Source organism: Geobacillus sp. YHL (genome assembly GCF_022341265.1).
GTDB lineage: Bacteria > Bacillota > Bacilli > Bacillales > Anoxybacillaceae > Geobacillus > Geobacillus thermoleovorans.
The window spans coordinates 1-24,995 of the sequence record NZ_JAEIGB010000030.1 but is presented as its reverse complement, the minus strand read 5'-3'; the positions used below and the strand labels follow the sequence as shown (position 1 = coordinate 24,995).

Sequence of the window (24,995 nt, the reverse complement as noted above, 5' to 3'; positions counted from 1 at the left end):
ATAGTTGGTGGTACATCTATTCTAACCAAGGAATCGGGTTCATGTCTCCTTTTTTGTTTAGTTGTAAATTTATGTCAGTGAATTTGCTCATCTACAGGAAAGTATATAAAACAATGAGTTATTATGGATTCAAAGAATATTGTTCGTTCGCACGTGGAGGGATTTGTCGTGTCATCACAACGAAAATCGATCATCCCCGACAACTTTTTATGGGGCGGGGCGGTGACGTCGTTTCAGACGGAAGGGGCGTGGAACGAAGGCGGCAAAGGGCTGTCGATCGTTGATGCGCGCCCGATTCCAAAAGGGCATTCCGACTGGAAAGTGGCGGTCGATTTTTACCATCGCTACAAAGAAGACATCGCTTTGTTCAAGGAGCTCGGCTTTACCGCCTACCGGACGAGCATCGCTTGGACGCGCATTTTTCCGGACGGGGAAGGGGAGCCGAATGAAGCGGGCTTGGCGTTTTATGACGCCGTGTTTGATGAATTGAGAGCGAACGGCATCGAGCCGGTCATTACGCTGTACCATTTTGATTTGCCGCTGGCGTTGGCGAAAACGTACAACGGCTTTGCCTCGCGGAAAGTCGTCGACTTGTTTGAGCGGTACGCGCGCACCATATTTGAGCGTTACCGCGGGAAAGTGAACTATTGGCTGACGTTCAACGAACAAAATTTAGTGCTCGAACAACCGCATTTATGGGGGGCGATCTGCCCGGAAGACGAAGACCCGGAAGCGTTTGCCTACCGCGTCTGTCATAATGTGTTCATCGCCCACGCGAAAGCGGTGAAGGCGCTGCGCGAAATCGCTCCCGAGGCGAAGATCGGCGGGATGGTGACGTATTTGACGACGTATCCGGCGACATGCCGGCCGGAAGACGCTTTGGCGAACGTGCAGGCGAAAGAGCTGTTCATTGATTTCTTCTTTGATGTGTTCGCCCGCGGCGCCTATCCGCGTTATGTGACCAACCGACTTGAGAAAAAAGGAATCTGCCTGCCGCTCGAAGCCGGGGATGAGGAGTTGCTCCGTTCGCAGACGGTCGACTTTTTGTCGTTCAGCTACTATCAAAGCCAAATCGTCCGCCATCAGGAGCAAGATGAGCGGATCATCAAAGGGCTTGAGCCGAATCCCTATTTGCCAAAGACGAAATGGGGCTGGGCGATCGATCCGATCGGTTTGCGGATTGCCTTAAAAGACGTGTATGCCCGTTACGAAATGCCGATTTTCATCACCGAAAACGGCATCGGGCTTGAGGAGGAGCTGAATGAGGACGGCACGGTCGAAGATGATGAGCGGATCGACTATTTGCGCCGCCATATCGAACAAATGAAGATGGCCATGGAAGAAGGGGTCGAGGTGATCGGCTATTTGATGTGGGGGGCGACGGATCTATTAAGCTCGCAAGGGGAGATGCGCAAGCGCTACGGCGTCATTTTCGTCAACCGCGACGACGAGAACTTGCGCGATTTGAAGCGCTATAAGAAAAAAAGTTTTTATTGGTTCCAGCGCGTCATTCGCACGAACGGGGAAGAGCTGTAAAAAGAGGCGGGGAAGCCCCGCCTTTTCACCAGTTCTTTGGACGATCGTGGCGAATGTTCTATCGTTTCAAATATTTGCGAGCCACTTAGTTTTCCTCCCCGTCTTTCAATTCTTTTGCTCCCATCGTACGATATACTTCATCTCGGATTTCCTCAACGGGGCGGAACGGCTGATTGGTTTTGAGAATGCCGATTAATTGTGACAAGCGATATTTCTTCGTGACTTCCACTTTGATTTCCCCATCTTCATTTACAATAAACGTAAGATCGTCGCCTTTAGCAAGGCATAATGTTTTCCTGATTTCAGCAGGAATGACCACTTGCCCTCGGCTAGACAGTTTGCTTGTCGCTTTCATGACGATAGGCGATGGTTGAGCAGAAACATTCCCCTTCTCCATCGAAGCGTTCACTCCTTTCGAGAACGCTTTTTATACTTATGTTTGTGTTGAATCAATCATTAAAAATCGTATGATTTTTTGTCCAGCAAGAAACATGTGTGGTCAGCAACGATATGAGAACGGACGTTGAACGCCCTCTTGCCCCGTTCACACATAGACATGGGGTCTTCTTGAATGAGAATGAAAAAAATCGGTCCCATCAAGGGACCGGCTGTTTTTACGGCTCGCGGTCAAACAGCAAGACGCGCGCCGGAGCGGCGTCGGTGCCGACGAGTTTGAGCGGGGCGGCGACCATGAAATAGCGTCCTTCGGGGACGTCTTTCAGCCGCAGCCCTTCGATGATGATGACGCCGGCCGAAAACAGCGTTTTATGGGTCGGATGGCCTTCTTGCGCTCGCTCAATGCCAAGGGCGTCGATGCCGACGCCGCGGATTTGTTTGTCGGCCAAATAACGAGCCGCGTCTTCGGCGACGAAAATAAACTCAAAGTTAAATGCATCATCAAAGGAGTTTTTCGTTTTAAACAGAACGAAGTCCCCTTCTTGAATGTCAAGATGCGCGATGTCGTCTTTCGTGATCCGGTCGTTGACATCGGTTAAATCGAACAGCTTGCACGGGCCGACGAGGTCGTTCAATGGAATCGTTTCAAACGTCGCCCCGCCTTCGACCATATGGAGGGGCGCGTCAATGTGCGTGCCGGTGTGCACGTCCATGTCAATGCGCGATTCGGTCACATAACCGTTGGTGATCGTTGTGCGTTTCGGCTGTTTTTCTGGTTTGTTTTTATACACGGGCATGCCCTCGTAAATCGGGGCGGTGACGTCATACACCTTCATCGTTCATTCGCTCCTTTGCATGAGGGATAAAGGGGCAAGCGCCCCATGTTGGTTTGTCAAAGAGGACGCGATAGGCGCAACAGGCGGGCCATCGCGTCTTTACGAACGCGGATGCTCGATCGGCCACCAGTGGAAGCCGTCTTTTTTGAGCAGCTCGTCCGCGGCCGCCGGGCCCATGGAGCCAGCCGCGTAGTTCGGAAAGTCGGAAGCTTTTGTGTTCGCCCACACCTCAGAAATTGGGTCGACAAACTGCCATGACGCTGCTACCTCATCCCAATGGGTGAAGTTTGTCGCGTCGCCGCGCATGCAGTCGTACAGCAGCTTTTCGTACGCTTCCGGCGTGTTGATCCCATCGATGCAGTTGTTGCAATAGTCGAGTTGAAATGGAGCTGTTATGGTCGTCGATTCCCCGGTTTTTTTGCCGTTTAAATGAAGGGTGATCCCTTCGTCCGGCTGGATGTGGATGACGAGCAAGTTCGGGGCGATCGTCTCATTCGTCCGGTAATACAAGTTCATCGGTACATCTTTAAATTGGACGACGATTTTCGTCGATTTTTCCGCCATCCGTTTGCCGGTGCGAATGTAAAACGGCACGCCAGCCCAACGGAAGTTGTCGATCAGGAGTTTTCCAGCGACGAACGTTTCCGTGTTCGAGTCCGGATCGACGTTCGGCTCCTCGCGATACGCCGGCACGTTTTTGCCGTGGATCACCCCGCGCCCGTATTGGCCGCGCACGAAATAGCGGTCGACTTCATCGTGCGCAATCGGGCGCAAGGCGCGCAACACTTTCACTTTTTCATGGCGGATGTCATCGGTCGTTAATTTGATCGGCGGTTCCATCGCCAACAGAGCGACCATTTGCAGCATATGGTTTTGCACCATGTCGCGCAGCGCCCCGGAATGGTCGTAGTAGCGGCCGCGGTCTTCGACGCCGAGCGTTTCGCTCGATGTGATTTGAATGTTGGCGATGAACCGGTTGTTCCAAAGCGGCTCGAAAATGGCGTTTGAAAAGCGGATGACCTCGATGTTTTGCACCATTTCTTTGCCGAGGTAATGGTCGATCCGGTAGATTTCCCGCTCGGAAAAGACGCGGCGAATCTCGTCATTCAGCTTCTCGGCGCTCGCCAAGTCATGCCCGAACGGCTTTTCGATGACGAGCCGCTTAAAGCCGTGCGTTTCCGTCAATCCTTCCGACTGCAAGCGGGAAGTAACGGTGCCGAAAAATTCCGGCGCCATCGCCAAATAAAAGATGCGGTTGCCTTCGGTCTTGTATGTGCCGTCGAGCTGTTCGAGGAGCGACTTTAAGCGCTGGTACGACTCGGCTTCCGTCACGTCGAACGGATGGTAATAGAAATGGGAGGTGAATCGGCCGTCGGCGAGCTTTTGGTGAAACGCCGTTTCGACCGAGTCGCGCACATAGTTCCGGAACTCGTCGGCCGACAACGGGCGGCGCGCGACGCCGACGACAGCGAATTGCTCGTTCAAATGCCCTTTTTCATACAGGCGGTAAAGGGACGGAAACAGTTTCCGTTTCGCCAAATCTCCCGTCGCTCCGAAAATGACGATGATCGATTTCGGATTCATGTTGTCCACCGTATGTACCTCGCTTTAGCCAAATTTTTCTCTTCAATGAAACCATTGTAGAGGTTTGCCGGTCGGAACGCAAACACTTTGTTGCGTTCAGGAGGCAAAGCATTTTATGTTCATGAAAGAGCCGGGCGCCAACCCGGCGTTTTTGAGCGCAAAAGAAAGTTGAAAAGCGGTTTTGACATTGGTACGCTAACAACAGGCCATATTGAGCGAGAAAAAGGAGTGAAGCGCGTTGGAACTGTTGTTTTTAGGTACGGGCGCCGGCGTGCCGGCGAAAGAGCGCAATGTATCGTCCGTCGCTTTGCAGCTGCTTGACGAGCGCGGGGCGACATGGCTGTTTGACTGCGGCGAAGCGACGCAGCATCAAATTTTGCATACCGCCATTCGCCCGCGCCGCATTGAGCATATTTTCATCACCCATTTGCATGGCGATCATCTATTCGGCCTGCCTGGGCTGCTTGGCAGCCGTTCGTTTCAAAGCGGCGAAACGCCGCTTACGGTCTTCGGCCCAAAAGGCATTCGCTCGTTTGTCGAAACGGCCCTTGCCGTCAGCGGGACAAAGCTCCGGTATGAACTGAACATTGTGGAGATCGATGAGGGCGTCATTTTTGACGATGAACGGTTTTCCGTCATCGCCAAACGGCTCGATCACGGCATGCCGTCATACGGTTTCCGCGTCGTTGAAAAAGATTTGCCCGGCCCGCTCTTGGTCGAGCGATTGCAAGCACTCGGCGTCCGCCCCGGCCCGATTTATCAAGAAATTAAGCAAGGAAAAACGGTCGTGCTGGATGACGGCACGGTCATCGACGGGCGTGAGTTTGTCGGCCCGCCGCAAAAAGGGCGGATCGTCGCGGTGCTCGGCGACACCCGTTTTTGCGAAGCGGCGATTGAACTCGCCCGCGATGCCGATGTCGTCGTCCACGAGGCGACGTTTGCCGCGGCGGAACAGCGGCTGGCCCATGACTATTTCCATTCCACGACCACAGATGCAGCCGAGGTGGCGAGGCGGGCCGGAGCGAAGCGGCTTATTTTGACCCATATCAGCTCTCGCTACCAAGGTGAGGCGGCGCTGCAGCTCGTCGCCGAGGCGCGCAGCGTGTTTCCGAACACCGAGCTCGCCGTTGATTTCGCCTCGTTTTCGATCCCGCGCGGTTAAAACCGCCAGCCGCGCTCATATTGGACGGGCGCCGAGATTTTTGCGCCCAGCTCTCTCGCCGCGGCGTATGGCCAATACGGGTTGCGCAGCAGCTCGCGCCCCAAAAAGACGAGATCGGCGCGGCCGTTTTGCAAAATTTCTTCCGCTTGCCAGCCGGACGTAATGAGGCCGACAGCGCCGGTCGGGATGTCTGCTTCACGGCGGATCAGTTCGGCAAATGGCACTTGGTAGCCGGGATAGACGTTCATGCGCGCCGGAACAATAGCGCCGGAGCTGACATCGACGAGGTCGACTCCTTGTTCTTTCATCCGCTTGGCGTATGGGACATAGTCTTTGGCCGTCAGCCCGTCCGGATGGTAGTCGGACGCCGAGATGCGGACAAAAAGCGGTCCGTCCCACACCTCGCGGACAGCGTCGATCACCTCGCCCAAGAAACGGTAACGGTTTTCCGGAGAGCCGCCGTACTCGTCTTGGCGCCGGTTGGAGAGCGGCGATAAAAATTCGTTAATGAGGTAGCCGTGGGCGGCATGGATTTCAATGACGTCAAAGCCGGCTTCCTTCGCGCGCCGTGCGCCGTTTTGGAACGCTTGCACCGTTTCTTCAATGTCGGCTTTCGTCATTTCTTTTGGCGTCGGCGACGAATCATCAAACGGGACGGCTGACGGAGCGATGATCTCTCCCGGCACTTGCGATTTTCTCCCCGCATGGGCAAGCTGGATGCCGATGGCCGCCCCATGCTCTTTCACAAGCCCAACGAGTTCGCGAAGCCCGGCGATATGGTCATCGCTCCAAATGCCTAAGTCGCGTTCAGAAATGCGACCTTGCGGCGTCACGCCGGTCGCTTCAACGATAATCAAGCCGACTTGGCCGACAGCGCGAGCCGGGTAGTGGATTTTATGCCACGTGCGTACGGCGCCGTCTTTCGTGTCGCACGAATACATGCACATCGGCGACATGACAATTCGGTTTTTCAGCGTCAGCCCGCGGATTGTATACGGCGAAAACAGCATCGTGTTCATGACAAGCAGCTCCTTTCTAGGCCAATGAATGGTTCATTACTGAATGATAGCACGCTGCTTATCAAAAACAAAATAAAACGGATTGTCGCCGTGTTCGGGCTAGGCGGGAAAAGGAGCGGCGCGCTCCGGAGGTCCGCTCTTTACGCTTCGGCGATGGCAGCGAGAAGAGCGCTGCCGAGCTCTTCGGAGCGGGCCGTCGCCCGGCGGATGCAGGCGATGACCGCTTCTTGGAACCGGTATTGCTCAAGCACGCCAATGCCGGCTTCGGTCGTGCCGCCTGGGCTCGTGACTTCACGGCGCAGGACGGATGGGTGCTTGTCGGACGCTTTTAGCATCTCGGCTGCGCCGATGATCGTTTGCAAAATGAGCCGTTTGGCGACATCTCGCTCAAGGCCGATGTCGGCCGCCGCTTTTTCCATCGCTTCGACCAAGTAATACACATACGCCGGACCGCTCCCGGACAGGCCGGTGACCGCATGCAAGTCCTTCTCCGACACAACAGCGACGATGCCGACCGTTTCAAACAGCTGTTTGGCGACCTCAAGATGTTCTTTCGCGGCGAAGCGGCCGCCGGCGATCGCGGTCGCCGATAAGCCGACGGCGGCGGATGTGTTTGGCATGGCGCGCACGACAGGGATGTTGCGTCCGGCGAGTCGTTCGATCGTCTCGGTCGTGATGCCGGCGAGCAGTGAAAGAATGAGCTGATGGGCGCGGAGGGTCGGTGCGATGGCGTTCATCGCTTCGACGACATCTTTCGGCTTCATCGCCAAAATGACGATATCCGCTTGTTTGACGGCTTCTTGCGCGCAACCCGCCGTGCAAACACCGTATTGGCGCGCCAGCTCCTCGAGCCGAGCGCGGTTTTGTCGGTTGGCGACGACAATGTGCGCCGGATGGCAAAACGCTTTCGTCATGCCGGCGATGAGCGCTTCCGCCATCGAGCCGGCGCCGATGAGCGCGATCGTTCGTTCGTTGTTCATCATTCCACTCCTCCTTGCCTTGGTGTATCCATCCAAAAGAAAAAGGTTTCCCGTCCTGCAAAAGGACGGAAAACCTTCGTTTCCGCGGTACCACCTTTTTTGGCCCGATTTGGCCCAAGCGCCAAACAGGCCCGACTCTGCCCCGATAACGCCGGGGAGGCGTTTAGGTTGGCCTAACAGCTCCTAGGGTAGGTTCAACCGCAAAGAGGGCCGCAAAGCCTTCCAGCCGCGGGCTTCGCTCTCTGGTGCCGTTTGCGGTTTACTGGCCCTGTTCATCGCCGGTTTGCCGTATCCGTGATGTTATTAGTCATTATGCCGCGGGACAGGCGCTGTTGTCAAGAGAGGAGAGCGAATTTTTTTGCAATTTCGTCGTGCGGAAGAAAAAGGCATGACAAATGGATGAAATCGGTGTAAACTGTAAAATAAAATATAATGAATCACTATTCATTTTGACTGATGAAACGGTTCGAACGGGATGGTTCATGAACTTGAGGAAAGAAGGGAACGCAATGAACGAGGAACGAGTGTATCGGATCACGGTGCCGACGCCGTTTCCGGTCGGCGATGTGCATATGTACGTGATCGCCGGCGATCGGTTGACGCTGGTCGATGCCGGAGTGAAAACAGAGGAAGCATGGCAGCTGTTTGTGAAGCAGCTTGGCGAGGTCGGTTATGCGCCAGAGGATATTGAACAAATCGTCATTACTCACCATCATCCGGATCATGTCGGCTTGCTTGATTATTTTCCGCATGCGCCGATCATCGGCCATCCGAAAGCGGATCCGTTTTTGCGCCGTGAACGTTCGTTTATGGAGCGGTACGTCCAATTTTTTCAGGAATTTTTTACGGAATGCGGCGTCGACCGCCGTTTGTTCAGTCAGCTGTCCAAAGAAGGCGGATCGCTTCGATACGCAAGCCGGCGCGGGCTTGACATCATGGTGACGGAAGGGGACGCGGTGCCGGGGATGCCCGGGTGGCAGGTCATCGAAACGCCGGGGCATGCGCAAAGCCATATCGCCCTCTACCGCGAGGCGGATGGGTTGCTGATCGGCGGCGATCATTTGCTTGTTCATATTTCCCCGAATCCAATGATGGAGCCGCCGGCGGAAGGGGAGACGGGACGGCCGAAACCGTTGTTGCAGTACAACGAGTCGCTGCAAAAAATGCTGCAATACGATATCGTTCGCTCGCTAAACGGCCATGGCGACGATGCGACCGATATTCCGGCGCTCGTTCGCGAGCGGCTGGGTAAGCAGCGCCAGCGCGCCGAGCGGGTGCTCGAAATGGTGAAAGAACGCCCGCATACGGTGTTTGACGTTTGTCAAAAGCTGTTCCCAACGGCTTACGAACGCCAGCTCATGCTGACGATGTCGGAGACAATCGGCCAGCTTGATTATCTCGAGGCGAACGGGTATGTGACGAAAAAACAGGAAGCCGGCCGATACGTTTACGAAGCGGCGGGGGTGTCGGTGTGCGGCTGAAGGGGCGCCATGTCGTCATTACCGGAGCGTCGGGAGGAATTGGCGAGCAAATCGCCTATGAAGCGGCGCGCCAAGGGGCGGTGCCGGTGCTCTTGGCGCGCAGTGAAGAAAGGCTGAAAGAAATCAGCGCGCGGATCGAAGCGCAAACCGGCATTCGCGCCCCGTATGCATCGCTTGATGTCAGCGACCGCGGCATGATCGAGGCGGTCGTTTCCCAGCTCATTGCGGACCTTGGCGCGATCGATGTGTTGGTCAACAACGCCGGGTTTGGCGTCTTTCGCTATGTCGAGGACATCGACTTGGATGAAATGGAGAGGATGTTTGCCGTCAACGTCTTCGGCCTCATCGCCTGCACGAAGGCGGTGTATTCGCATATGAAAGAGAGAGGAAGCGGCCATATTATCAACATTGCGTCGCAAGCCGGCAAAATCGCGACGCCGAAGTCGAGCGTCTATTCCGCGACGAAACACGCGGTCGTTGGCTTTACCGACAGCCTCCGCCTCGAGGCGGGGCGCTTTGGCATTTTTGTCACGACCGTCAATCCGGGGCCGGTGGAGACAAACTTTTTTTCGACCGCTGATGAATCGGGAGAGTATGTGCGCAATGTCTCGCGTTGGATGTTAAGGCCGGAGGCGGTGGCGAAGCGCGTTGTTGCCGCGATGATGACGCCAACGCGCGAAGTGAACATGCCGCGCTGGATGGATCTCGGCAGCCGGCTGTACCGGCTCGCTCCGGGTCTTGTGGAAAAGGTGGCAAAGCGGGCGTTTTTCCAAAAGTAAGCGAGGGTGTCCCAAATATAAGGGGCACCCTTTCTGATCATCTTCTAGACGCGCGAAACGCCTTTCCTCTTCTTGAAGAAAGATGGCCTTTGGGGCCAACCCCGTGTTCGTTTGACACGAGCCGGGTCAAGCGCTGGTGATGAACCGGTAGACGGCGTCATGGACAAGTTCATAGATGTCCGCGTTTGGCTGCCTCTCTTTGGCGGCGGCAATGCGGGTGCAAAGCTCGCGCCAGTCGTCTTCGCCAAGCGGCATCATGTCATCATCATAGCCATAATGCCGCAGGCAGTTGCGCACTTGTTTTTGCAGCCATCGTTCGTCCATCGGCTTCTCACCGCCTTATTGTTTATCCGTTTCCGGCAAAGGGGCGCGGACAACGGATTGGAAGCGGCCTTTGTGCGAACCGTCGCAAAACGGTTTGTTGTTCGACAGCCCGCAACGGCAGAGCGAAAACGTTTGTTTGGTCACAAACGGCTTTCCTTCTCCATCGAGCAGTTCAACATCGCCGGTGACGCGCAGCGAGCCGTTGTCGTTCACTTTGATTTGCACTTTTGCCATCGCTTTTTCCTCCTTGCTTTGTTTTGACAGTTTCTCATGTTGACAGGTAAAATAAATAAAGGAAATCAAAGGGAAAAGGAGCCAGCTATGAGTCTGTACATCACGTTTACGGATGCAGCCAAACGGGCGCTTGCCTCTATTGTAGCGGAATCCGGACGGCAGTTAAAGTTGATGTTTGACACTGACGGCTGCGGCTGTTTGGTCGACGGCGTGCCGGCGCTATGGCTTGTCGACAAAGCCGATGACGATGATTTGGCCGTTGAGACGAATTTCGCACCCGTGCTCGTGGAACGGTCGCGGCTCATCTTTTTTGATGAAGCGATGACGATTGACGTCAAGCCGGGAACGACCGTTTTTCAGCTCAAAAGCCCAGGGCAAACGTTGAATGGTCATATGCCGCTTGTTGAGGTGAAATCCGGCCATGAACGGTAAGCTAGAGCAGCTCGCAAAGGCGGCGAAGCAAAAAACATGGGTGTCGTTCACCCATGAAAACGATCCGTACAGCTTGCTTCATTGGTCGGTCGCCGGCCCGTATCATGAGGCGAAAGACGTCTGGCTGCTGCAAAACGAAATGACGTTTGAAACGAAAGAGTTTCCGACGCTTGAGGCGGCCATTGCTTGGCTTGGCGAGCATATGCCGCACATCACCGAGGTGTTGTAAAGGGGATGCCCTGAAAGCCGGTTTGGGCTGCAGGGCGCCCCTTTCTATAAAAATCCGCATATGCCATTTCTATGTCATTGAGGACTGTTTTGCCGCTTGGTCGGGTGGGTTGCTTTTTCCAGCTCTTCTTTTGCGATCACCGGCTTGACCGTATCAGCGGACGGTTTTCCTTTTTGGGCGCGGTTTTTCACCATCCATCATCTCTCCTTTTCTTTGTCGTGTAGTTGTATCGTTTGACAAATGAACGATTGTTATGCAAGGGGGCGGACATGATGAAGAAGATCGGGCGAAAAAAAGAGCAAGGGACGGAGGCCTTGACGATCGCCGATCGGCTTGGCGCCGCGGTGGAGGCGAAGTTGCTTGAGAAAAAGCGCGCACTTGCCGAGGAAGAACAGCGGCGTCTGGCGGCGGAAGAGGCGCGGCGTCGCGAGGAAGAGCGCCGCCGTGAGGAACAGAAATCATTTGCCGAGCTGCTTGAGGAAAGCGAGCTTGACTGGCGGAAGTTTAAGTAGAGGAGGATGGAGGATGAAACGGAATGCGGCAGCGGAGCGCGCTTCTTCCATTCCGTTATGGGCGTCCGCGGCGGTCGTCGCGCTGGCCGTCAATTTGCGCGCGCCGCTTACGACAGTCGGTCCGCTCGTTTCCCACTTGCAGCGGGAACTTGGCCTTTCCTACGCCGCCGCTGGGGCGTTGACGACGATTCCGCTTTTGGCGTTTGCCTTCTTGGCGCCGGCCGCCGCGACTCTCGCCCGCCGGTTCGGGATGAAGCGGACGCTCTTTTTTTCGTTGATCGTGTTGCTCGTTGGCGAGCTTCTCCGGCCGCTCTCCGACAGTTCTTGGCTGTTTGCCGGCACGGTGCTGATCGGTGCGGCCATTGCAGTGGACAACGTCTTGATGCCGGCGCTGGTGAAAGAATCGTTTCCTGAACGAGTAGGCTTCATGATGGGCATTTATACGGTGACGATGAACATGAGCGCGGCGTTCGCCTCCGGGATTGCCGTTCCGCTTGCGGATGGCTGGGGGCTTGGCTGGCAAGGGGCGTTTCGCTTTTGGGCGCTGGTTGCCGCGTTGTCGCTTGTCGTTTGGCTGCCGCAAGCTTGGCGCCAGAAGTCAAGCGGCGTCCCGGCGGGAAGCCGACGCTCTTCGCTTTGGCGATCGGCGCTTGCCTGGCAAGTGACGCTGTTTATGGGGCTGCAATCCTTGTTCTTTTATTGCATCGTCACGTGGCTGCCGGAGCTTGGCCAAAGCAAGGGCTTGGCGGCCGATACAGCCGGATGGCTGCTCTTTTTCTTCCAGTTTGCCCAGTTGCCGATGATGTTCGTCTCTCCGATGCTCGCGGAGCGGATGGACAATCAAAAAGTGCTGATCGGCTCGGCGGTGTTGCTCATGGCTTTTGGAACGATCGCCTTTTTGGCTGGCCAAGGTTGGCTGCTTTGGGTTGGGGCGCTTTTCGCCGGCATCGGCGCCGGCATGGCGTTTTCGCTGGCGATGATGCTGTTTACTTTGCGCACGCGCCGTCCGCTGGAAGCCGCCCAGCTGTCGGCCATGGCCCAATCGGTCGGCTACTTGCTGGCGGCTTCCGGTCCGCCGCTGTTTGGCCTATTGTATGATGCGGCTGGACGGTTTACCGCTCCGCTTGGCATGTTGTTGGCCGTCTGTGCGGCCATGATGGCGTTCGGGTTGGGGGCGGCGAGGAATCAGTATGTGGAAGAGGATGGATCGACTTTTGTGGGAGCGGCCGGTCCATTTGGAAAAAAGAGCCCGTAACGGACATTGGCAGCTGTCGGGCTCTTTTGGTTTGTTTTTTCGTTTTGCCTCTTGTCAGCGCCATGGCCGCCGGCAAGTTCAGTGACGCACATAGGCAGGGAATAGAGGCTGCGGCCTGCGGTTGTTGCTGGCTTCGCCGGCAATAGGCGTCGGAATGAAGCACGATGGCGATTCCTGCGCTTATCGGTGCGCTTCATACACCGAGCGTTTTGTCGTTTGTTTCAGCCATTCGTATTCGTCGCGGCCAAGCGGCGGGGCGGAAGCGGCGGCGATGTTTTCCTCAAGCTGCCGAAGCCGGCTTGCGCCCGGGATGACGGCAGCAACGACCGGGTCATACAGGCAAAATTGCAGCGCGGTCGCGGTCAATGAACGGCGCCCGGCCGTTTTTTCCTTCAGCTTCGGGATGAGCGCCTGCAGTTCCTCGTATGAATAATCGAGGTAGCCGTGTTCTTTCACCGCGCTGCTCGCTTGTTCAAGCGGGCGGCTGGTGAGCAAGCCTCTAGCGACCGGACCGCGGGCGATCACGCTGATGTGATGTTCGCGAAGAAGCGGGAACCATTCTTCCGGCCGACGGTCAAGCAAGCTGTATTGCATCATGACGCTGACGATGTTCGAGCGCTTCACATATTCGCGAATGACGTTTGGGCGGATCGAGGAGATGCCGTACCAACGGATGACGCCTTCTTGCTTCAGCTCTTCGAACGCTTCAATCGTCTCATCGATCGGGTCGTCGATCGTGCCGCCGTGGAGCTGGTATAAGTCAATGTAGTCCGTTTGCAGACGGCGCAGGCTCTCTTTGACCGCTTGTTTGATATAGGCTTTTGACGGATCCCAGTCCCAGCCGCTTCCGTCTCGGCGCCAACGGTTGCCGACTTTTGTCGCGATGATGACTTGGTCGCGTTTTCCTTTCACCGCTTTGCCGACAAATTCCTCGTTTAAGCCGCGGTCGTATAAATCGGCTGTATCCAAGTAGTTGATGCCGCGCTCCAATGCTTCATGGATGAGATAGATGGCATGGCGCTCATCCGTGCCGAGCGACATGCAGCCGAGTCCAATTTCGCTGACGTATAAGTCTGATGTGCCGATGCGGCGTTTGTTCATTTTTTGCGCCCCCTTTCGCGATCGATAATGATATGTTCATTGTACAACGGAAGCGAAAAAATGGCCAAACATGTAGTACAATGGAAAAGAATCGATCCAATTTGATAGGGGAGAATGAACATGGAGCTGTATGAAAAAACAATCCGCAGAGAGAAGCTGTTCAGCGGCCGCATCATTGACTTGTATATCGAGGAAGTCGAGTTGCCAAATGGGAAAACGAGCCGGCGCGAGGTGATCAAACATCCGGGGGCGGTGGCGGTGCTGCCGCTGTTGCCGGACGGGAAAATCGTTCTTGTCCGCCAGTACCGAAAAGCGTTGGAGTGCGCATTAGTCGAGATTCCGGCGGGCAAGCTAGAACATGGGGAAGAGCCGCTCGCTTCCGCACACCGCGAGCTGGAAGAGGAAACGGGCTACCGCGCCCAATCGATGCGCCATCTGATTTCTTTTTATACGTCCCCGGGGTTTGCCGATGAGCTCATTCATTTGTATGTCGCCGAGGGGCTGGAAAAAGCGGAGGACGGCGCCGGTTTGGATGAAGATGAGTTTGTCGAGCTGTTGGAAGTGACATTGGAGGAGGCGCTTCATATGCTGGAACGACGCGAAATTTATGACGCCAAAACGGCGTACGCTTTGCAATATTTGCAGTTGCGCCGCGCGTTGGGGGAGCAAAATGCCTGATCAAACACACGCGGGCGGCCTCGGCCGTTATTACGCTGATTTACATATTCACATCGGCCGCACCGCCTCGGGCCGCCCGGTGAAAATTACGGGGGCGCGCACGTTGACGCTTGAGAACATCTTGCATGAGGCGGCTGAGGTGAAAGGGATCGACCTCGTCGGTGTCATTGACAGCCATGTGCCCGAAGTGCTGGACGAGCTCGAGCGGGCAATGGAGAAGCACGGTTGGCGCGAACATGAGGGGGGCGGCGTCAGCGCCGGGAAGGTGACGCTTTTGTTAGGCAGTGAAATCGAAGTATATGACGACCATTGCCATGGACCGATCCACGTGCTCGTTTTTTTGCCGACTGTGCAGACGATGCGCACGTTTTCCGGCTGGCTTGGCAAACGGGTAAAGAACGTGTCGCTCAGTTCACAGCGCATTTACGTGTCCGGCCGTGAGCTGCAAGCTGCCGCGAAAGAGCAGGGCGGCTGGTTCATTCCCGCGCACGCGTTCACCCCGTTTAAAAGCTTGTACGGAAAAGGGGTCAAGCACAGCCTGACAGAAGTGTTTGACCCGGATTGGATTGATGCCATTGAACTTGGGTTAAGCGCCGACACGGCGATGGCGGACCAGATCGCCGAATTGCATCGCTACCCGTACTTGACGAATTCCGATGCCCATTCGCTGCGGAAAATCGCCCGTGAATATGAAGAAGTGCGGCTCGCCGCCCCGACGTTTGCCGAATTTGAAAAAGCGCTGCGCGGTGAAGACGGGCGCGCGATTGTCGCCAACTACGGTTTAAATCCCAAACTCGGAAAATATCACCAGACAGTGTGCGAGCGCTGTCTTGCGCCGGCTGCACCGGACGTCGACCGCTGTGCGGCATGCGGCCATCATCGCTTCGTGAAAGGCGTGTTTGACCGGCTTGCGGAGCTGAAAACGGCGGAACGCGGGCCGAAACGGCCGCCGTACATTTATCAAGTGCCGCTTGAATTCATCCCCGGCCTTGGTCCAAAAGCGTATGAAAAGCTGCTCGCCCGTTTTGGCACGGAAATGAGCGTTCTTCATGAGGCGGCGGAGGAAGAGATCGCGGAGACGGTGGGAGAAAAGTTGGCCCAACTGATCGTCCTTGCCCGCAGCGGTGCGCTCCATATCGAGGCCGGGGGCGGTGGGAGATACGGGAAAGTGCGGGAGGGGTAACCACTCGGGCAGCGCTCCTGCCGTTCATCATCATGCCGTGCGTGCTGCTTGGCCCAGCCATGCGCCAATGGACCGAGGCGGCGTGCCGCCCGTGGAGTTGGTCACACGTCGGTGTTGAGCTGCTTTTTTATTACATCACCAGCCTTTTAGAAAAACAGTCATACCGAAAGCGGATGGACATACAATCTACTAAGAGACAAAGTAGGAGGACGAAGCACAATGAGAACCCATCCGCTGAAATCGGCTATCGCTGTTCATTGGCGTGAACATGCTTCGCTGTACGTGTTTGTCATCGTCCTGTTTCTCATGGGCGTCATTTTCGGCGCCATTGTCGTCAACAGCCTCGGTTTCAGTCAAAAGCAAGACTTGTACTATTACTTGACGCAATTTTTTGGACAAGTGTCAAAAGACAATATCGCAAGCGCCCATGATATGTTCCGGCAAAGCTATATGCACAACGTCAAATATACCGCGCTGATGTGGGTGCTTGGCATTTCTGTCATTGGCTTGCCGATCATTCTTGTTTTGCTGTTTTTCAAAGGCGTCGTTGTCGGCTTTACGGTTGGCTTTTTAGTCAACCAAATGGGTTGGCGCGGGTTTCTTTTGTCGTTTGTGTCCATCATGCCGCAAAATTTGGTGGCCATTCCACTCATGATCGTCATGGGCGTCATTTCGATTTCGTTTTCCTTGCACATGGTGCGCAACCAGTTTATGAAGCGGCCGCATGGATCGATGTTTCCGATGGTGATGCGCTACGCAGCGGCGATGGCGGCTGTCGCCCTTGGGCTGCTTCTTTCCTCAGCGGTCGAGGCATATCTTTCGCCGGCATTGATGAAACAGGCGGTTCAATGGACAATGAGTTTAATCATAATGAATATTATATAATAACCATTATCATTTCTTCATAATAGTGATTTTACTTTGATACTTCCCTCGTGCATTTGTTATAATGATGGGTGAATGGCGAGGGAGGAATGAAAAGATGGAAGATCGTGTGGAACGAATCAAGAAGCAGCTGCATTCGGCGGGTTACAAGTTAACGCCGCAGCGGGAAGCGACGGTAAGAGTCCTGCTTGAACATGAAGAAGACCATTTAAGCGCGGAAGACGTCTACCTCCTCGTGAAAGAAAAATCCCCAGAAATCGGGTTGGCGACCGTTTATCGGACGCTCGAGCTGTTAACCGAGCTGAAAATTGTCGATAAAATCAATTTCGGGGACGGGGTGTCGCGCTATGACCTCCGCAAGGAAGGAGCGGCCCATTTCCATCACCACCTCATCTGCTTAGAATGCGGGTCGGTGGCGGAAATTCAAGAAGATTTGCTTGAGGATGTCGAAGCGATTGTTGAGGAGAAGTGGAAATTTAAAATTAAAGACCATCGTTTGACGTTCCACGGCATTTGTCACCGTTGCCAGCAAAAGCATGAAGAAAAATAAAACCTTTTCCAACGGGAAAGGTTTTTTGCGTATAAACAACGAAACAAATGGCATATCCTCATACTAGCAAGCTGACAAGCAGCTGATAGGGAGGATGCCATGAAAACCGTTTGGCAAATGGTGAAAGTGTTTCTTTTATTTACGGGATGCACCATTTTATTTTATTATAGTCTTGTATGGTTTAACCGCGAGTACGAGTATTACCACCGATACGATGAGCCGAAGGGATCGGCGGTCAAAGTATCGGCGGCGGAGAGTGCGCCGCCAAGTTGGCTCGACCGGCTGTTATTTTTTTATCGCGATGGGGAGTAGAGAGCGTTGGAATACGAGTTGAAAGATTTTCTGCATTATTTGACGGTGGAGCGGAATTTGGCGCACAATACGATCGTTTCATATGAACGCGATTTGAAAAAATACGTCCGCTATTTGCGCCAAGTCGAGCAGCTTCGGGCGTGGGGCGAAGTGGAGCGCCTCCATATTCTCCATTTTTTAAAGTTTTTAAGCGAACAAGGGCAATCGGCGCGGACGATCGCCCGCCATTTGGCGTCGATCCGTTCGTTTCATCAGTTTTTGCTAAGGGAGAAAATCGCGGCGCAAGACCCGACCGTCCATATCGAAACGCCGCAGTTTGAACGGACGCTGCCGAAAGTGCTGTCGGTCGAGGAAGTCGAGGCGCTGCTTGCAGCGCCGCAAGTGAGCACACCGTTTGGGCTGCGCGACAAGGCGATGCTGGAGCTGTTGTATGCGACCGGCATGCGCGTCAGTGAGCTTGTGCAGCTCAACTTAAGCGACGTGCATTTGACGATGGGGTTTGTCCGCTGCTATGGAAAAGGGCGGAAAGAGCGGATCGTGCCGATCGGGCGCATGGCGATTGAAGCGCTTGCCCACTATTTGGAGCGAGGGCGCCCGCAGCTTGTCAATCCGCGACGACGGGCAACGGAGGCGCTGTTTTTGAACCATTATGGCCAGCGGTTGACACGGCAAGGGTTTTGGAAAATTTTAAAGCGGCTCGCGAAAGAAGCCGGCATCGAAAAAGAATTGACGCCGCATACGCTTCGGCATTCGTTTGCGACGCATCTGCTTGAGAACGGAGCCGATTTGCGCGCTGTGCAAGAGTTGCTTGGGCATGCCGACATTTCGACGACGCAAATGTATACGCATGTTACGAAAACGCGCCTAAAAGACGTGTACAAACAGTACCACCCGCGCGCCTAGCAGCTGCCGTATGCTAGGCGCTTGCCTGTCGTTTTAGTTGTCAGACTTCTGACCAATTGGCCATAGGCGTGTTTTCGCGAAAATACGGGAACGATAGAAAGAGACTCCATTTTTCATTGCAGGCAGGGGGAATGAATGTGAAAACGACATACCGGCGCGTTTTTTTGATTGTGATGGATTCAGTCGGCATCGGCGAGGCGCCGGATGCCGAGAAATACAACGACAAAGGAGCGGATACGCTCGGCCATATCGCTGAGTATCGCGGCGGCCTCTATATGCCGAACATGGCGAAGCTCGGCCTAAGCCATATTCGTGAGATCAAAGGGGTGCCGAAAGTCGAGCGACCGCTCGCGTACTATACAAAAATGAAGGAAGCATCGGCTGGAAAAGATACGATGACAGGCCATTGGGAGCTGATGGGCCTTCGCATCGACAAGCCGTTCCGCGTCTTTCCGAACGGGTTCCCAGATGAATTGATCGCTGAGCTCGAGCGGCGCACCGGCCGGAACGTGATCGGCAACAAACCGGCGAGCGGAACAGCGATCATCGAAGAGCTTGGCGAAGAGCATATGAAAACAGGGGCGATCATCGTCTATACATCAGCCGACTCCGTCTTGCAAATCGCCGCCCATGAACAAGTTGTGCCGCTTGATGAATTGTACCGCATTTGCGAAATCGCTCGTGAATTGACGCGCGACGAGCCGTATATGGTCGGGCGCGTCATTGCCCGACCGTTCATCGGCAAACCCGGCCATTTTGAGCGAACCGCCAACCGGCACGACTATGCGCTTAAGCCGTTTGGCAAAACGGTGATGAATGAATTGAAAGACGCCGGTTATGAAGTGATTGCCATCGGGAAGATCGCCGATATTTACGACAATGAAGGAGTTACCCAGTCGTTGCGAACGACATCCAATATGGACGGAATGGATAAGCTCGTCGACACGCTCGGCATGGACTTTACCGGGTTGAGTTTCGTCAATCTCGTCGATTTTGACGCTAAATACGGCCATCGCCGCGACCCAAAAGGTTACGGCGATGCGCTCGAAGAGTTTGACGCCCGGCTTGCCGATGTGTTGCCGCGCTTGACAGCGGACGACTTGCTTATCATCACCGCTGACCACGGCAACGACCCGATTCACCACGGAACTGACCATACGCGCGAATATGTGCCGCTTCTTGTGTACAGCCCGCGATTTCGCGGCGGCAAGCCGCTCCCAGTCCGCGAGACGTTTGCCGATGTCGGCGCAACGATTGCGGATAACTTCCAAGTCAACCGGCCGCCGTACGGAACAAGCTTTTTGGCTGATTTGGCCTAACTTCATAAAGAACGATGAGGGGGAAAAGAATGGATCGACAAGCGATTGAAAAAACCGCCGGTCATTTGCGCCCATTGATGCCAACTCCGCCTGAAATCGGTCTCATTCTCGGCTCGGGGCTCGGCGTGCTCGCTGATGAAATCGAAGAGGCGGTTCGCATTCCGTATGAAGATATTCCCGGATTTCCAGTGTCGACCGTTGAAGGACACGCTGGACGGCTCGTATATGGGCGGCTTGAGGGGGCGACCGTTGTCGCCATGCAAGGGCGGTTTCATTATTATGAAGGGTATTCGCTTCAGGAAGTGACGTTTCCCGTCCGGGTGATGAAGGCGCTTGGCGTCCGTGAATTGATCGTGACAAACGCTGCGGGCGGCATCAACGAACGGTTCCAGCCCGGCGATTTCATGATCATTTCCGACCATATCAACTTGCTGGGCACAAATCCGCTCATTGGTCCGAACGATCCGGAGCTTGGTCCGCGCTTTCCGGACATGACGGAAGCGTACAGCCGGCGGCTGCGCGAGCTCGCCAAGGAAACGGCGGCGAGACTTGGCGTTCGCGTGCATGAAGGAGTATATGTCGCCAATACGGGGCCGTCGTACGAAACGCCGGCGGAAATCCGCATGATTCGTACGCTCGGCGGCGATGCGGTCGGCATGTCGACCGTCCCGGAAGTGATCGTCGCCCGCCACGGCGGCATTGAGGTGCTCGGCATTTCGTGCATTTCGAATATGGCTGCAGGGATGTCGGATGCTCCGCTTCACCACGACGAAGTGGTTGAAACGGCCGAGCGGGTGAAGACGGACTTTTTGCGGTTTGTGAAAGCGATTGTCGCCGAAATGGCGAAATCAAAACGAAAAAGGTGATCGCGATGCGAATGGTCGATTTGATTGCGAAAAAGCGCGACGGAAAGGCGCTGACGAAGGAAGAAATTGAGTGGATCGTCCGAGGGTATACAAACGGGAACATTCCCGATTACCAAATGAGCGCGCTCGCGATGGCGATTTATTTCCGCGGCATGACCGAGGAAGAAACGGCCGCGCTGACGATGGCGATGGTGCACTCCGGCGAAATGCTCGATTTGTCGAGTATTCGCGGCGTGAAAGTCGATAAACATTCGACCGGCGGGGTCGGCGATACGACGACGCTCGTTTTAGGGCCGCTTGTCGCTTCTGTCGGCGTGCCGGTGGCGAAAATGTCTGGGCGCGGCCTCGGCCATACGGGCGGCACGATCGACAAACTCGAGTCCGTGCCCGGGTTTCATGTCGAGATCAGCAAAGACGAGTTCATTCGACTCGTGAATGAAAACCGAATCGCCATTATCGGCCAAACGGGCGATTTGACACCGGCTGACAAAAAGCTATATGCGCTTCGCGATGTGACGGCGACCGTCAACAGCATTCCGCTCATCGCCTCGTCGATCATGAGCAAAAAAATCGCCGCTGGGGCTGATGCCATCGTCTTGGATGTGAAAACGGGCGCCGGAGCGTTTATGAAGAAACTTGACGAGGCGCGCCGGCTCGCTCGAGCGATGGTCGACATTGGCAAGCGCGTCGGCCGCCGGACGATGGCGGTCATTTCTGACATGAGCCAGCCGCTCGGCTATGCCGTCGGCAACGCCTTGGAAGTGAAAGAGGCCATCGAAACGTTAAAAGGAAACGGGCCGCACGATTTAACCGAACTTTGTTTGACGCTCGGCAGCCATATGGTCTATTTGGCGGAGAAGGCGCCATCGCTTGATGAGGCGCGCCGTTTGCTTGAAGAGGCGATTCGCAGCGGGGCCGCCATCGCGGCGTTCAAAACGTTTTTGGCCGCTCAAGGTGGAGATGCATCGGTCGTCGACGATCTGGATAAATTGCCAAAGGCGGCCTATACGTCGACCGTCACGGCGGCTGCCGACGGCTATGTCGCCGAGATGGCCGCCGATGACATCGGCACGGCCGCCATGTGGCTCGGCGCCGGCCGGGCGAAAAAAGAAGACATGATCGATTTGGCGGTCGGCATTGTGCTCCATAAAAAAATCGGCGATCGCGTGCAGAAAGGGGAAGCGCTCGCCACGATTCACAGCAACCGGCCAGATGTGCTTGACGTGAAAGAAAAGATCGAGGCGGCTATTCGTCTGTCGCCGCAGCCGGTTGCTCGGCCGCCGCTCATTTATGAGACCATCGTATAGAGAGGGACGCTGGCGATCCGCAAGGAAAAAAGCAGTTGTTCAAGTAGAAGACGCCTGAAACGCGTGTTTCAGGCGTTTTTTTTTGTTTTTTGGAAAATGAGCTGTTTTTTGTATAAAAATATCTCGCCTGGAAAAAATGGCATGTATAAAGAATGGAGGTTTGGGAGATGAAAACGAAAGTCACTCGTCTTCTTTTATTGCCGTTTCTTCTTTTTCTTCCTCTTTCTGCCCATGCCGAGGCGAAAGAGATGAAGGAGGCGAAAGTGAAGCTGGCCGATGAGGCGAAATCAGCCATTTTGATTGAACGCGACACCGGCAAAGTATTGTATGAAAAAAATGCCCATGAACCATTGCCGCCGGCGAGCATGACGAAAATTATGACGATGCTGCTAGTCATGGAAGCCATCGATGAAGGAAAGCTGTCCTACGATGAAAAAGTGCGGGCGAGCGAATACGCCGCGTCAATGGGTGGATCGCAAATTTTCCTCGAGCCGGGCGAGGAAATGACCGTCGATGAGCTGCTGCGCGGCATTGCCATCGGTTCGGCCAACGACGCGTCGGTCGCTATGGCTGAGCAGATCGCCGGGTCGGAAGAAGCATTTGTCGAGATGATGAATGAAAAAGCGAAACAGCTTGGCTTAAAAAACACCCATTTCGCCAATGCGACCGGCCTGCCGGCGGAACATCACTACAGCAGCGCTTATGATATGGCCATGATGGCGCGCGAACTGTTGAAATATGAAGATATTACCAAATATACGAGCAAATACGAAGACTATTTGCGCGAAAATACGGACAAAAAGTTTTGGCTCGTCAATACGAACCGGCTTGTCAAATTTTATCCGGGCGTTGACGGCCTGAAAACCGGATATACAGCCGAAGCGAAATATTGTTTGACCGCCACGGCGAAAAAGAACGGCATGCGCGTCATCGCTGTTGTGTTTGGAGCGCCGACGCCGAAATCGCGCAATGCGCAAATTACGAAGATGCTCGATTACGCGTTTTCCCAATATCGAACTCACCCGGTGTACAAACGGAATGAAACTGTCGCCCGCGTCAACATAAGCAAAGGCAAACGGTCATCCGTCGAAGCGGTGACGTCGGAGCCGGTGTCGGTGCTGACGAAAAAAGGGCAGTCGGTCGAGCAGATCGAAAAAGTGATCAAAGTGAAAGACAATGTGAAAGCACCCGTTCGCAAAGGCGATGAGCTTGGCGTCCTCATTTTAAAACAGGATGGAAAAGAAATTTTGCACAGCCCGATCGTCGCCAAGCAAACGGTCGAAGAAGCGAGCTTTTGGGACTTGTTTAAGCGGGTGTTTAGCCGCTTCGTGCAAGTGGGATAATGTCAAGTTTTGCGGTCTTTTCGCTCTCTTTGGCGAACGACCACTAGTTTTGTCGAGCGGCAGGATTTCGGACGGACAGCAGCGAAATGTCTCCATATCCTGAAATGGACAAGGGGGAACACGCTGTGAGTCTCGCGATCGACTTGGAAGTGAAGCAAGACGTGCTCATCGTTCGCCTGTCTGGGGAGCTTGACCATCATACAGCCGAAGAATTGCGTGAACAAGTGACGGATGTGCTCGAAAACCGAGCGATCCGCCACATCGTGCTCAATTTAGGACAATTGACGTTCATGGACAGCTCTGGCCTCGGCGTCATTCTCGGACGCTATAAACAAATCAAAAACGTCGGCGGGCAGATGGTTGTATGCGCCGTATCGCCGGCCGTCAAACGGCTGTTTGACATGTCGGGTCTGTTTAAAATCATCCGCGTTGAGGCGGATGAGCAATTCGCCTTGCAAGCATTGGGGGTGGCGTAAATGCGCAATGAAATGCACCTCCAATTTTCTGCCCGCAGCGAAAATGAATCGTTCGCCCGTGTGACCGTGGCGGCGTTCGTCGCCCAGCTTGACCCGACGATGGACGAACTGACGGAAATTAAAACGGTTGTCTCTGAGGCGGTGACAAACGCGATCATTCACGGCTACAACAACGATCCGAACGGCATCGTCTCCATTTCGGTCATCATTGAAGACGGTGTCGTCCATTTGACGGTGAGAGACGAAGGAGTCGGCATTCCTGACATCGAAGAAGCGCGCCAGCCGTTGTTTACGACAAAGCCCGAGCTCGAGCGGTCAGGGATGGGCTTTACCATTATGGAAAACTTCATGGACGAAGTCATCGTCGAGTCGGAAGTGAACAAAGGGACGACTGTGTATTTGAAAAAGCATATTGCGAAAAGCAAAGCGTTATGTAACTGAGGGAGACATGCCTATGGATGTCGATGTCAAGCAAGATCAGTCGCCAATCAAAGATCAGGAGATGAAAGAGCTGATCCGCCGCAGCCAAGAAGGCGATCAAGAAGCGCGTGATGAAATTATTGAAAAAAACATGCGCCTCGTCTGGTCGGTCGTTCAACGTTTTTTAAACCGCGGCTATGAAGCGGACGACTTGTTTCAAATCGGCTGCATCGGCTTGTTAAAGTCGGTCGACAAGTTTGACCTGTCGTATGACGTCAAGTTTTCGACGTACGCCGTGCCGATGATCATTGGGGAGATTCAGCGGTTTCTTCGCGACGACGGCACCGTCAAAGTGAGCCGTTCGCTGAAAGAGATGGGCAACAAAATCCGCAAGGCGAAAGATGAGCTGTCGAAAACGCGCGGGCGGGCGCCGACGGTTACGGAAATCGCCGACCATTTAGGCATTTCGCCAGAAGACGTCGTTCTGGCTCAAGAGGCGGTCCGCTCGCCGACATCGATTCACGAAACGGTGTACGAAAACGACGGCGATCCGATTACGTTGCTTGATCAAATTGCTGACGCCGACGAAGCGTCATGGTTTGACAAAATCGCCTTAAAAAAAGCGATCGAAGAACTCGACGAGCGTGAGAGGCTGATCGTCTATTTGCGCTATTACAAAGACCAAACCCAGTCCGAAGTGGCATCGAGGCTCGGCATCTCTCAAGTGCAAGTATCCCGGCTGGAAAAGAAAATATTGCAGCACATAAAGGACAAAATGGACGGATAGTCCATTTTGTCCGCACGGAGTGAGCAACAAAATAGACGGATAGTCCATTTTGTCCGCACGGAGTGAGCAACAAAATGGACGGATAGTCCATTTTGTCCGCACGGAG

General features: G+C 54.6%; 29 protein-coding genes. 21 read left to right on the top strand and 8 right to left on the bottom strand.

The window, feature by feature from the left end:
• Positions 1-168: 168 nt before the first annotated feature.
• Positions 169-1,536, top strand: a complete 1,368-nt coding sequence (locus JCR24_RS16520) for a glycoside hydrolase family 1 protein (RefSeq protein WP_238981032.1) — start codon at positions 169-171, stop codon at positions 1,534-1,536.
• Positions 1,537-1,621: 85 nt separating this feature from the next.
• On the opposite strand, the gene JCR24_RS16515 is transcribed toward JCR24_RS16520, so the two are convergent.
• From JCR24_RS16515 to zwf, 3 genes are all read right to left on the bottom strand, one after another.
• Positions 1,622-1,933 carry an AbrB/MazE/SpoVT family DNA-binding domain-containing protein gene (locus JCR24_RS16515; protein WP_238981031.1) on the bottom strand — a complete coding sequence of 104 codons (312 nt, stop codon included), beginning with the start codon at positions 1,931-1,933 and terminating at the stop codon, positions 1,622-1,624.
• A gap of 217 nt (positions 1,934-2,150) precedes the next feature.
• Positions 2,151-2,768, bottom strand: a complete 618-nt coding sequence (locus JCR24_RS16510; protein ID WP_238981030.1) for a cyclase family protein — start codon at positions 2,766-2,768, stop codon at positions 2,151-2,153.
• Between the two features lie 99 nt (positions 2,769-2,867).
• Positions 2,868-4,361: a glucose-6-phosphate dehydrogenase gene (zwf, locus tag JCR24_RS16505; RefSeq protein WP_011231816.1), complete on the bottom strand. Its 1,494-nt coding sequence runs from the start codon at positions 4,359-4,361 to the stop codon at positions 2,868-2,870.
• 229 nt (positions 4,362-4,590) lie between these two features.
• On the opposite strand from zwf, the gene rnz reads away from it, so the two are divergent.
• The gene (gene rnz, locus JCR24_RS16500) at positions 4,591-5,514 is read left to right on the top strand and encodes a ribonuclease Z (protein ID WP_062898758.1); all 924 of its coding nucleotides are present in this window, start codon (positions 4,591-4,593) and stop codon (positions 5,512-5,514) included.
• Here the strand turns inward: rnz and namA are convergent.
• Positions 5,511-6,533, bottom strand: coding sequence for an NADPH dehydrogenase NamA (gene namA / locus JCR24_RS16495; RefSeq protein ID WP_011231814.1), 1,023 nt, complete (start codon positions 6,531-6,533; stop codon positions 5,511-5,513). The two genes, rnz and namA, sit on opposite strands and share 4 nt — an antisense overlap.
• 140 nt (positions 6,534-6,673) lie before the next feature.
• On the bottom strand, positions 6,674-7,513 hold the full coding sequence (proI, locus tag JCR24_RS16490) for a pyrroline-5-carboxylate reductase ProI (protein ID WP_238981029.1): 840 nt from the start codon (positions 7,511-7,513) through the stop codon (positions 6,674-6,676).
• A 509-nt stretch (positions 7,514-8,022) separates the two neighbouring features.
• On the opposite strand from proI, the gene JCR24_RS16485 reads away from it, so the two are divergent.
• Both JCR24_RS16485 and JCR24_RS16480 read left to right on the top strand, forming a co-directional pair.
• Positions 8,023-8,994, top strand: coding sequence for an MBL fold metallo-hydrolase (locus JCR24_RS16485; RefSeq protein WP_012820663.1), 972 nt, complete (start codon positions 8,023-8,025; stop codon positions 8,992-8,994).
• The gene (locus JCR24_RS16480; protein ID WP_013144822.1) at positions 8,985-9,773 is read left to right on the top strand and encodes an SDR family NAD(P)-dependent oxidoreductase; all 789 of its coding nucleotides are present in this window, start codon (positions 8,985-8,987) and stop codon (positions 9,771-9,773) included. The genes JCR24_RS16485 and JCR24_RS16480 overlap by 10 nt, the downstream gene beginning before the upstream one ends.
• A 126-nt stretch (positions 9,774-9,899) precedes the next feature.
• On the opposite strand, the gene JCR24_RS16475 is transcribed toward JCR24_RS16480, so the two are convergent.
• A complete protein-coding gene (locus tag JCR24_RS16475) occupies positions 9,900-10,097 on the bottom strand; it encodes a YqzH family protein (protein ID WP_011231810.1) in 198 nt (65 codons plus the stop codon).
• A gap of 15 nt (positions 10,098-10,112) precedes the next feature.
• Positions 10,113-10,331 (bottom strand): CDGSH iron-sulfur domain-containing protein, encoded by a 219-nt coding sequence (locus JCR24_RS16470; protein ID WP_011231809.1) that lies wholly within the window; start codon positions 10,329-10,331, stop codon positions 10,113-10,115.
• A gap of 87 nt (positions 10,332-10,418) precedes the next feature.
• On the opposite strand from JCR24_RS16470, the gene JCR24_RS16465 reads away from it, so the two are divergent.
• The 4 genes from JCR24_RS16465 to JCR24_RS16450 all read left to right on the top strand — a co-directional run bounded on the left by JCR24_RS16465 (position 10,419) and on the right by JCR24_RS16450 (position 12,759).
• Complete coding sequence (locus JCR24_RS16465) at positions 10,419-10,763, top strand: iron-sulfur cluster biosynthesis family protein (RefSeq protein ID WP_096224950.1); 345 nt, start codon at positions 10,419-10,421, stop codon at positions 10,761-10,763.
• Positions 10,753-10,992 carry a YqkC family protein gene (locus JCR24_RS16460; protein WP_012820668.1) on the top strand — a complete coding sequence of 80 codons (240 nt, stop codon included), beginning with the start codon at positions 10,753-10,755 and terminating at the stop codon, positions 10,990-10,992. The genes JCR24_RS16465 and JCR24_RS16460 overlap by 11 nt, the downstream gene beginning before the upstream one ends.
• 269 nt (positions 10,993-11,261) lie before the next feature.
• Positions 11,262-11,504 carry a YqkE family protein gene (locus JCR24_RS16455; protein WP_238981028.1) on the top strand — a complete coding sequence of 81 codons (243 nt, stop codon included), beginning with the start codon at positions 11,262-11,264 and terminating at the stop codon, positions 11,502-11,504.
• A 13-nt stretch (positions 11,505-11,517) separates the two neighbouring features.
• A complete protein-coding gene (locus JCR24_RS16450) occupies positions 11,518-12,759 on the top strand; it encodes a CynX/NimT family MFS transporter (protein WP_238981027.1) in 1,242 nt (413 codons plus the stop codon).
• A gap of 180 nt (positions 12,760-12,939) precedes the next feature.
• On the opposite strand, the gene JCR24_RS16445 is transcribed toward JCR24_RS16450, so the two are convergent.
• On the bottom strand, positions 12,940-13,860 hold the full coding sequence (locus JCR24_RS16445) for an aldo/keto reductase (RefSeq protein WP_238981026.1): 921 nt from the start codon (positions 13,858-13,860) through the stop codon (positions 12,940-12,942).
• A 120-nt stretch (positions 13,861-13,980) separates the two neighbouring features.
• Here JCR24_RS16445 and JCR24_RS16440 point away from each other — a divergent pair, with 120 nt between their 5' ends.
• From JCR24_RS16440 to sigF, 13 genes are all read left to right on the top strand, one after another.
• Positions 13,981-14,538 (top strand): NUDIX domain-containing protein, encoded by a 558-nt coding sequence (locus JCR24_RS16440; RefSeq protein WP_238981025.1) that lies wholly within the window; start codon positions 13,981-13,983, stop codon positions 14,536-14,538.
• Entirely contained in the window at positions 14,531-15,721 is a 1,191-nt protein-coding gene (locus JCR24_RS16435) for a TIGR00375 family protein (RefSeq protein WP_238981024.1), read from the top strand. The genes JCR24_RS16440 and JCR24_RS16435 overlap by 8 nt, the downstream gene beginning before the upstream one ends.
• Before the next feature lie 219 nt (positions 15,722-15,940).
• On the top strand, positions 15,941-16,606 hold the full coding sequence (gene spoIIM, locus JCR24_RS16430; protein WP_013144830.1) for a stage II sporulation protein M: 666 nt from the start codon (positions 15,941-15,943) through the stop codon (positions 16,604-16,606).
• Positions 16,607-16,703: 97 nt separating this feature from the next.
• Positions 16,704-17,156 carry a ferric iron uptake transcriptional regulator gene (gene fur, locus JCR24_RS16425; RefSeq protein WP_011231799.1) on the top strand — a complete coding sequence of 151 codons (453 nt, stop codon included), beginning with the start codon at positions 16,704-16,706 and terminating at the stop codon, positions 17,154-17,156.
• 99 nt (positions 17,157-17,255) lie between these two features.
• Entirely contained in the window at positions 17,256-17,468 is a 213-nt protein-coding gene (locus tag JCR24_RS16420; protein WP_011231798.1) for a YqzK family protein, read from the top strand.
• Between the two features lie 6 nt (positions 17,469-17,474).
• Positions 17,475-18,371, top strand: coding sequence for a site-specific tyrosine recombinase XerD (gene xerD, locus JCR24_RS16415; protein WP_238981023.1), 897 nt, complete (start codon positions 17,475-17,477; stop codon positions 18,369-18,371).
• Between the two features lie 131 nt (positions 18,372-18,502).
• Positions 18,503-19,690: a phosphopentomutase gene (deoB, locus tag JCR24_RS16410; RefSeq protein ID WP_020278266.1), complete on the top strand. Its 1,188-nt coding sequence runs from the start codon at positions 18,503-18,505 to the stop codon at positions 19,688-19,690.
• Between the two features lie 29 nt (positions 19,691-19,719).
• Positions 19,720-20,556, top strand: coding sequence for a purine-nucleoside phosphorylase (locus JCR24_RS16405; RefSeq protein ID WP_011231795.1), 837 nt, complete (start codon positions 19,720-19,722; stop codon positions 20,554-20,556).
• A 5-nt stretch (positions 20,557-20,561) separates the two neighbouring features.
• Entirely contained in the window at positions 20,562-21,863 is a 1,302-nt protein-coding gene (locus JCR24_RS16400; protein ID WP_238981022.1) for a pyrimidine-nucleoside phosphorylase, read from the top strand.
• Positions 21,864-22,030: 167 nt separating this feature from the next.
• Positions 22,031-23,206 (top strand): D-alanyl-D-alanine carboxypeptidase family protein, encoded by a 1,176-nt coding sequence (locus tag JCR24_RS16395; protein WP_238981021.1) that lies wholly within the window; start codon positions 22,031-22,033, stop codon positions 23,204-23,206.
• Positions 23,207-23,331: 125 nt separating this feature from the next.
• The gene (gene spoIIAA, locus JCR24_RS16390; protein WP_011231792.1) at positions 23,332-23,682 is read left to right on the top strand and encodes an anti-sigma F factor antagonist; all 351 of its coding nucleotides are present in this window, start codon (positions 23,332-23,334) and stop codon (positions 23,680-23,682) included.
• Positions 23,683-24,123 (top strand): anti-sigma F factor, encoded by a 441-nt coding sequence (gene spoIIAB / locus JCR24_RS16385; RefSeq protein ID WP_011231791.1) that lies wholly within the window; start codon positions 23,683-23,685, stop codon positions 24,121-24,123.
• 13 nt (positions 24,124-24,136) lie between these two features.
• Positions 24,137-24,889, top strand: coding sequence for an RNA polymerase sporulation sigma factor SigF (gene sigF, locus JCR24_RS16380; protein ID WP_011231790.1), 753 nt, complete (start codon positions 24,137-24,139; stop codon positions 24,887-24,889).
• The last annotated feature ends 106 nt before the right edge of the window (positions 24,890-24,995 follow it).

Coding starts and splice junctions, on each gene's coding strand:
- JCR24_RS16450 (WP_238981027.1), top strand. CDS start 11,518: ATGAAACGGAATGCGGCAGCGGAGCGCGCTTCTTCCATTCCGTTATGG.
- JCR24_RS16400 (WP_238981022.1), top strand. CDS start 20,562: ATGCGAATGGTCGATTTGATTGCGAAAAAGCGCGACGGAAAGGCGCTG.
- JCR24_RS16435 (WP_238981024.1), top strand. CDS start 14,531: ATGCCTGATCAAACACACGCGGGCGGCCTCGGCCGTTATTACGCTGAT.
- JCR24_RS16475 (WP_011231810.1), bottom strand. CDS start 10,097: ATGGACGAACGATGGCTGCAAAAACAAGTGCGCAACTGCCTGCGGCAT.
- spoIIM (WP_013144830.1), top strand. CDS start 15,941: ATGAGAACCCATCCGCTGAAATCGGCTATCGCTGTTCATTGGCGTGAA.
- spoIIAB (WP_011231791.1), top strand. CDS start 23,683: ATGCGCAATGAAATGCACCTCCAATTTTCTGCCCGCAGCGAAAATGAA.
- JCR24_RS16460 (WP_012820668.1), top strand. CDS start 10,753: ATGAACGGTAAGCTAGAGCAGCTCGCAAAGGCGGCGAAGCAAAAAACA.
- JCR24_RS16515 (WP_238981031.1), bottom strand. CDS start 1,933: ATGGAGAAGGGGAATGTTTCTGCTCAACCATCGCCTATCGTCATGAAA.
- JCR24_RS16465 (WP_096224950.1), top strand. CDS start 10,419: ATGAGTCTGTACATCACGTTTACGGATGCAGCCAAACGGGCGCTTGCC.
- namA (WP_011231814.1), bottom strand. CDS start 6,533: ATGAACACGATGCTGTTTTCGCCGTATACAATCCGCGGGCTGACGCTG.
- JCR24_RS16485 (WP_012820663.1), top strand. CDS start 8,023: ATGAACGAGGAACGAGTGTATCGGATCACGGTGCCGACGCCGTTTCCG.
- JCR24_RS16445 (WP_238981026.1), bottom strand. CDS start 13,860: ATGAACAAACGCCGCATCGGCACATCAGACTTATACGTCAGCGAAATT.
- JCR24_RS16440 (WP_238981025.1), top strand. CDS start 13,981: ATGGAGCTGTATGAAAAAACAATCCGCAGAGAGAAGCTGTTCAGCGGC.
- sigF (WP_011231790.1), top strand. CDS start 24,137: ATGGATGTCGATGTCAAGCAAGATCAGTCGCCAATCAAAGATCAGGAG.
- JCR24_RS16395 (WP_238981021.1), top strand. CDS start 22,031: ATGAAAACGAAAGTCACTCGTCTTCTTTTATTGCCGTTTCTTCTTTTT.
- deoB (WP_020278266.1), top strand. CDS start 18,503: ATGAATGTGAAAACGACATACCGGCGCGTTTTTTTGATTGTGATGGAT.
- fur (WP_011231799.1), top strand. CDS start 16,704: ATGGAAGATCGTGTGGAACGAATCAAGAAGCAGCTGCATTCGGCGGGT.
- JCR24_RS16405 (WP_011231795.1), top strand. CDS start 19,720: ATGGATCGACAAGCGATTGAAAAAACCGCCGGTCATTTGCGCCCATTG.
- JCR24_RS16420 (WP_011231798.1), top strand. CDS start 17,256: ATGAAAACCGTTTGGCAAATGGTGAAAGTGTTTCTTTTATTTACGGGA.
- proI (WP_238981029.1), bottom strand. CDS start 7,513: ATGAACAACGAACGAACGATCGCGCTCATCGGCGCCGGCTCGATGGCG.
- JCR24_RS16455 (WP_238981028.1), top strand. CDS start 11,262: ATGATGAAGAAGATCGGGCGAAAAAAAGAGCAAGGGACGGAGGCCTTG.
- JCR24_RS16510 (WP_238981030.1), bottom strand. CDS start 2,768: ATGAAGGTGTATGACGTCACCGCCCCGATTTACGAGGGCATGCCCGTG.
- JCR24_RS16470 (WP_011231809.1), bottom strand. CDS start 10,331: ATGGCAAAAGTGCAAATCAAAGTGAACGACAACGGCTCGCTGCGCGTC.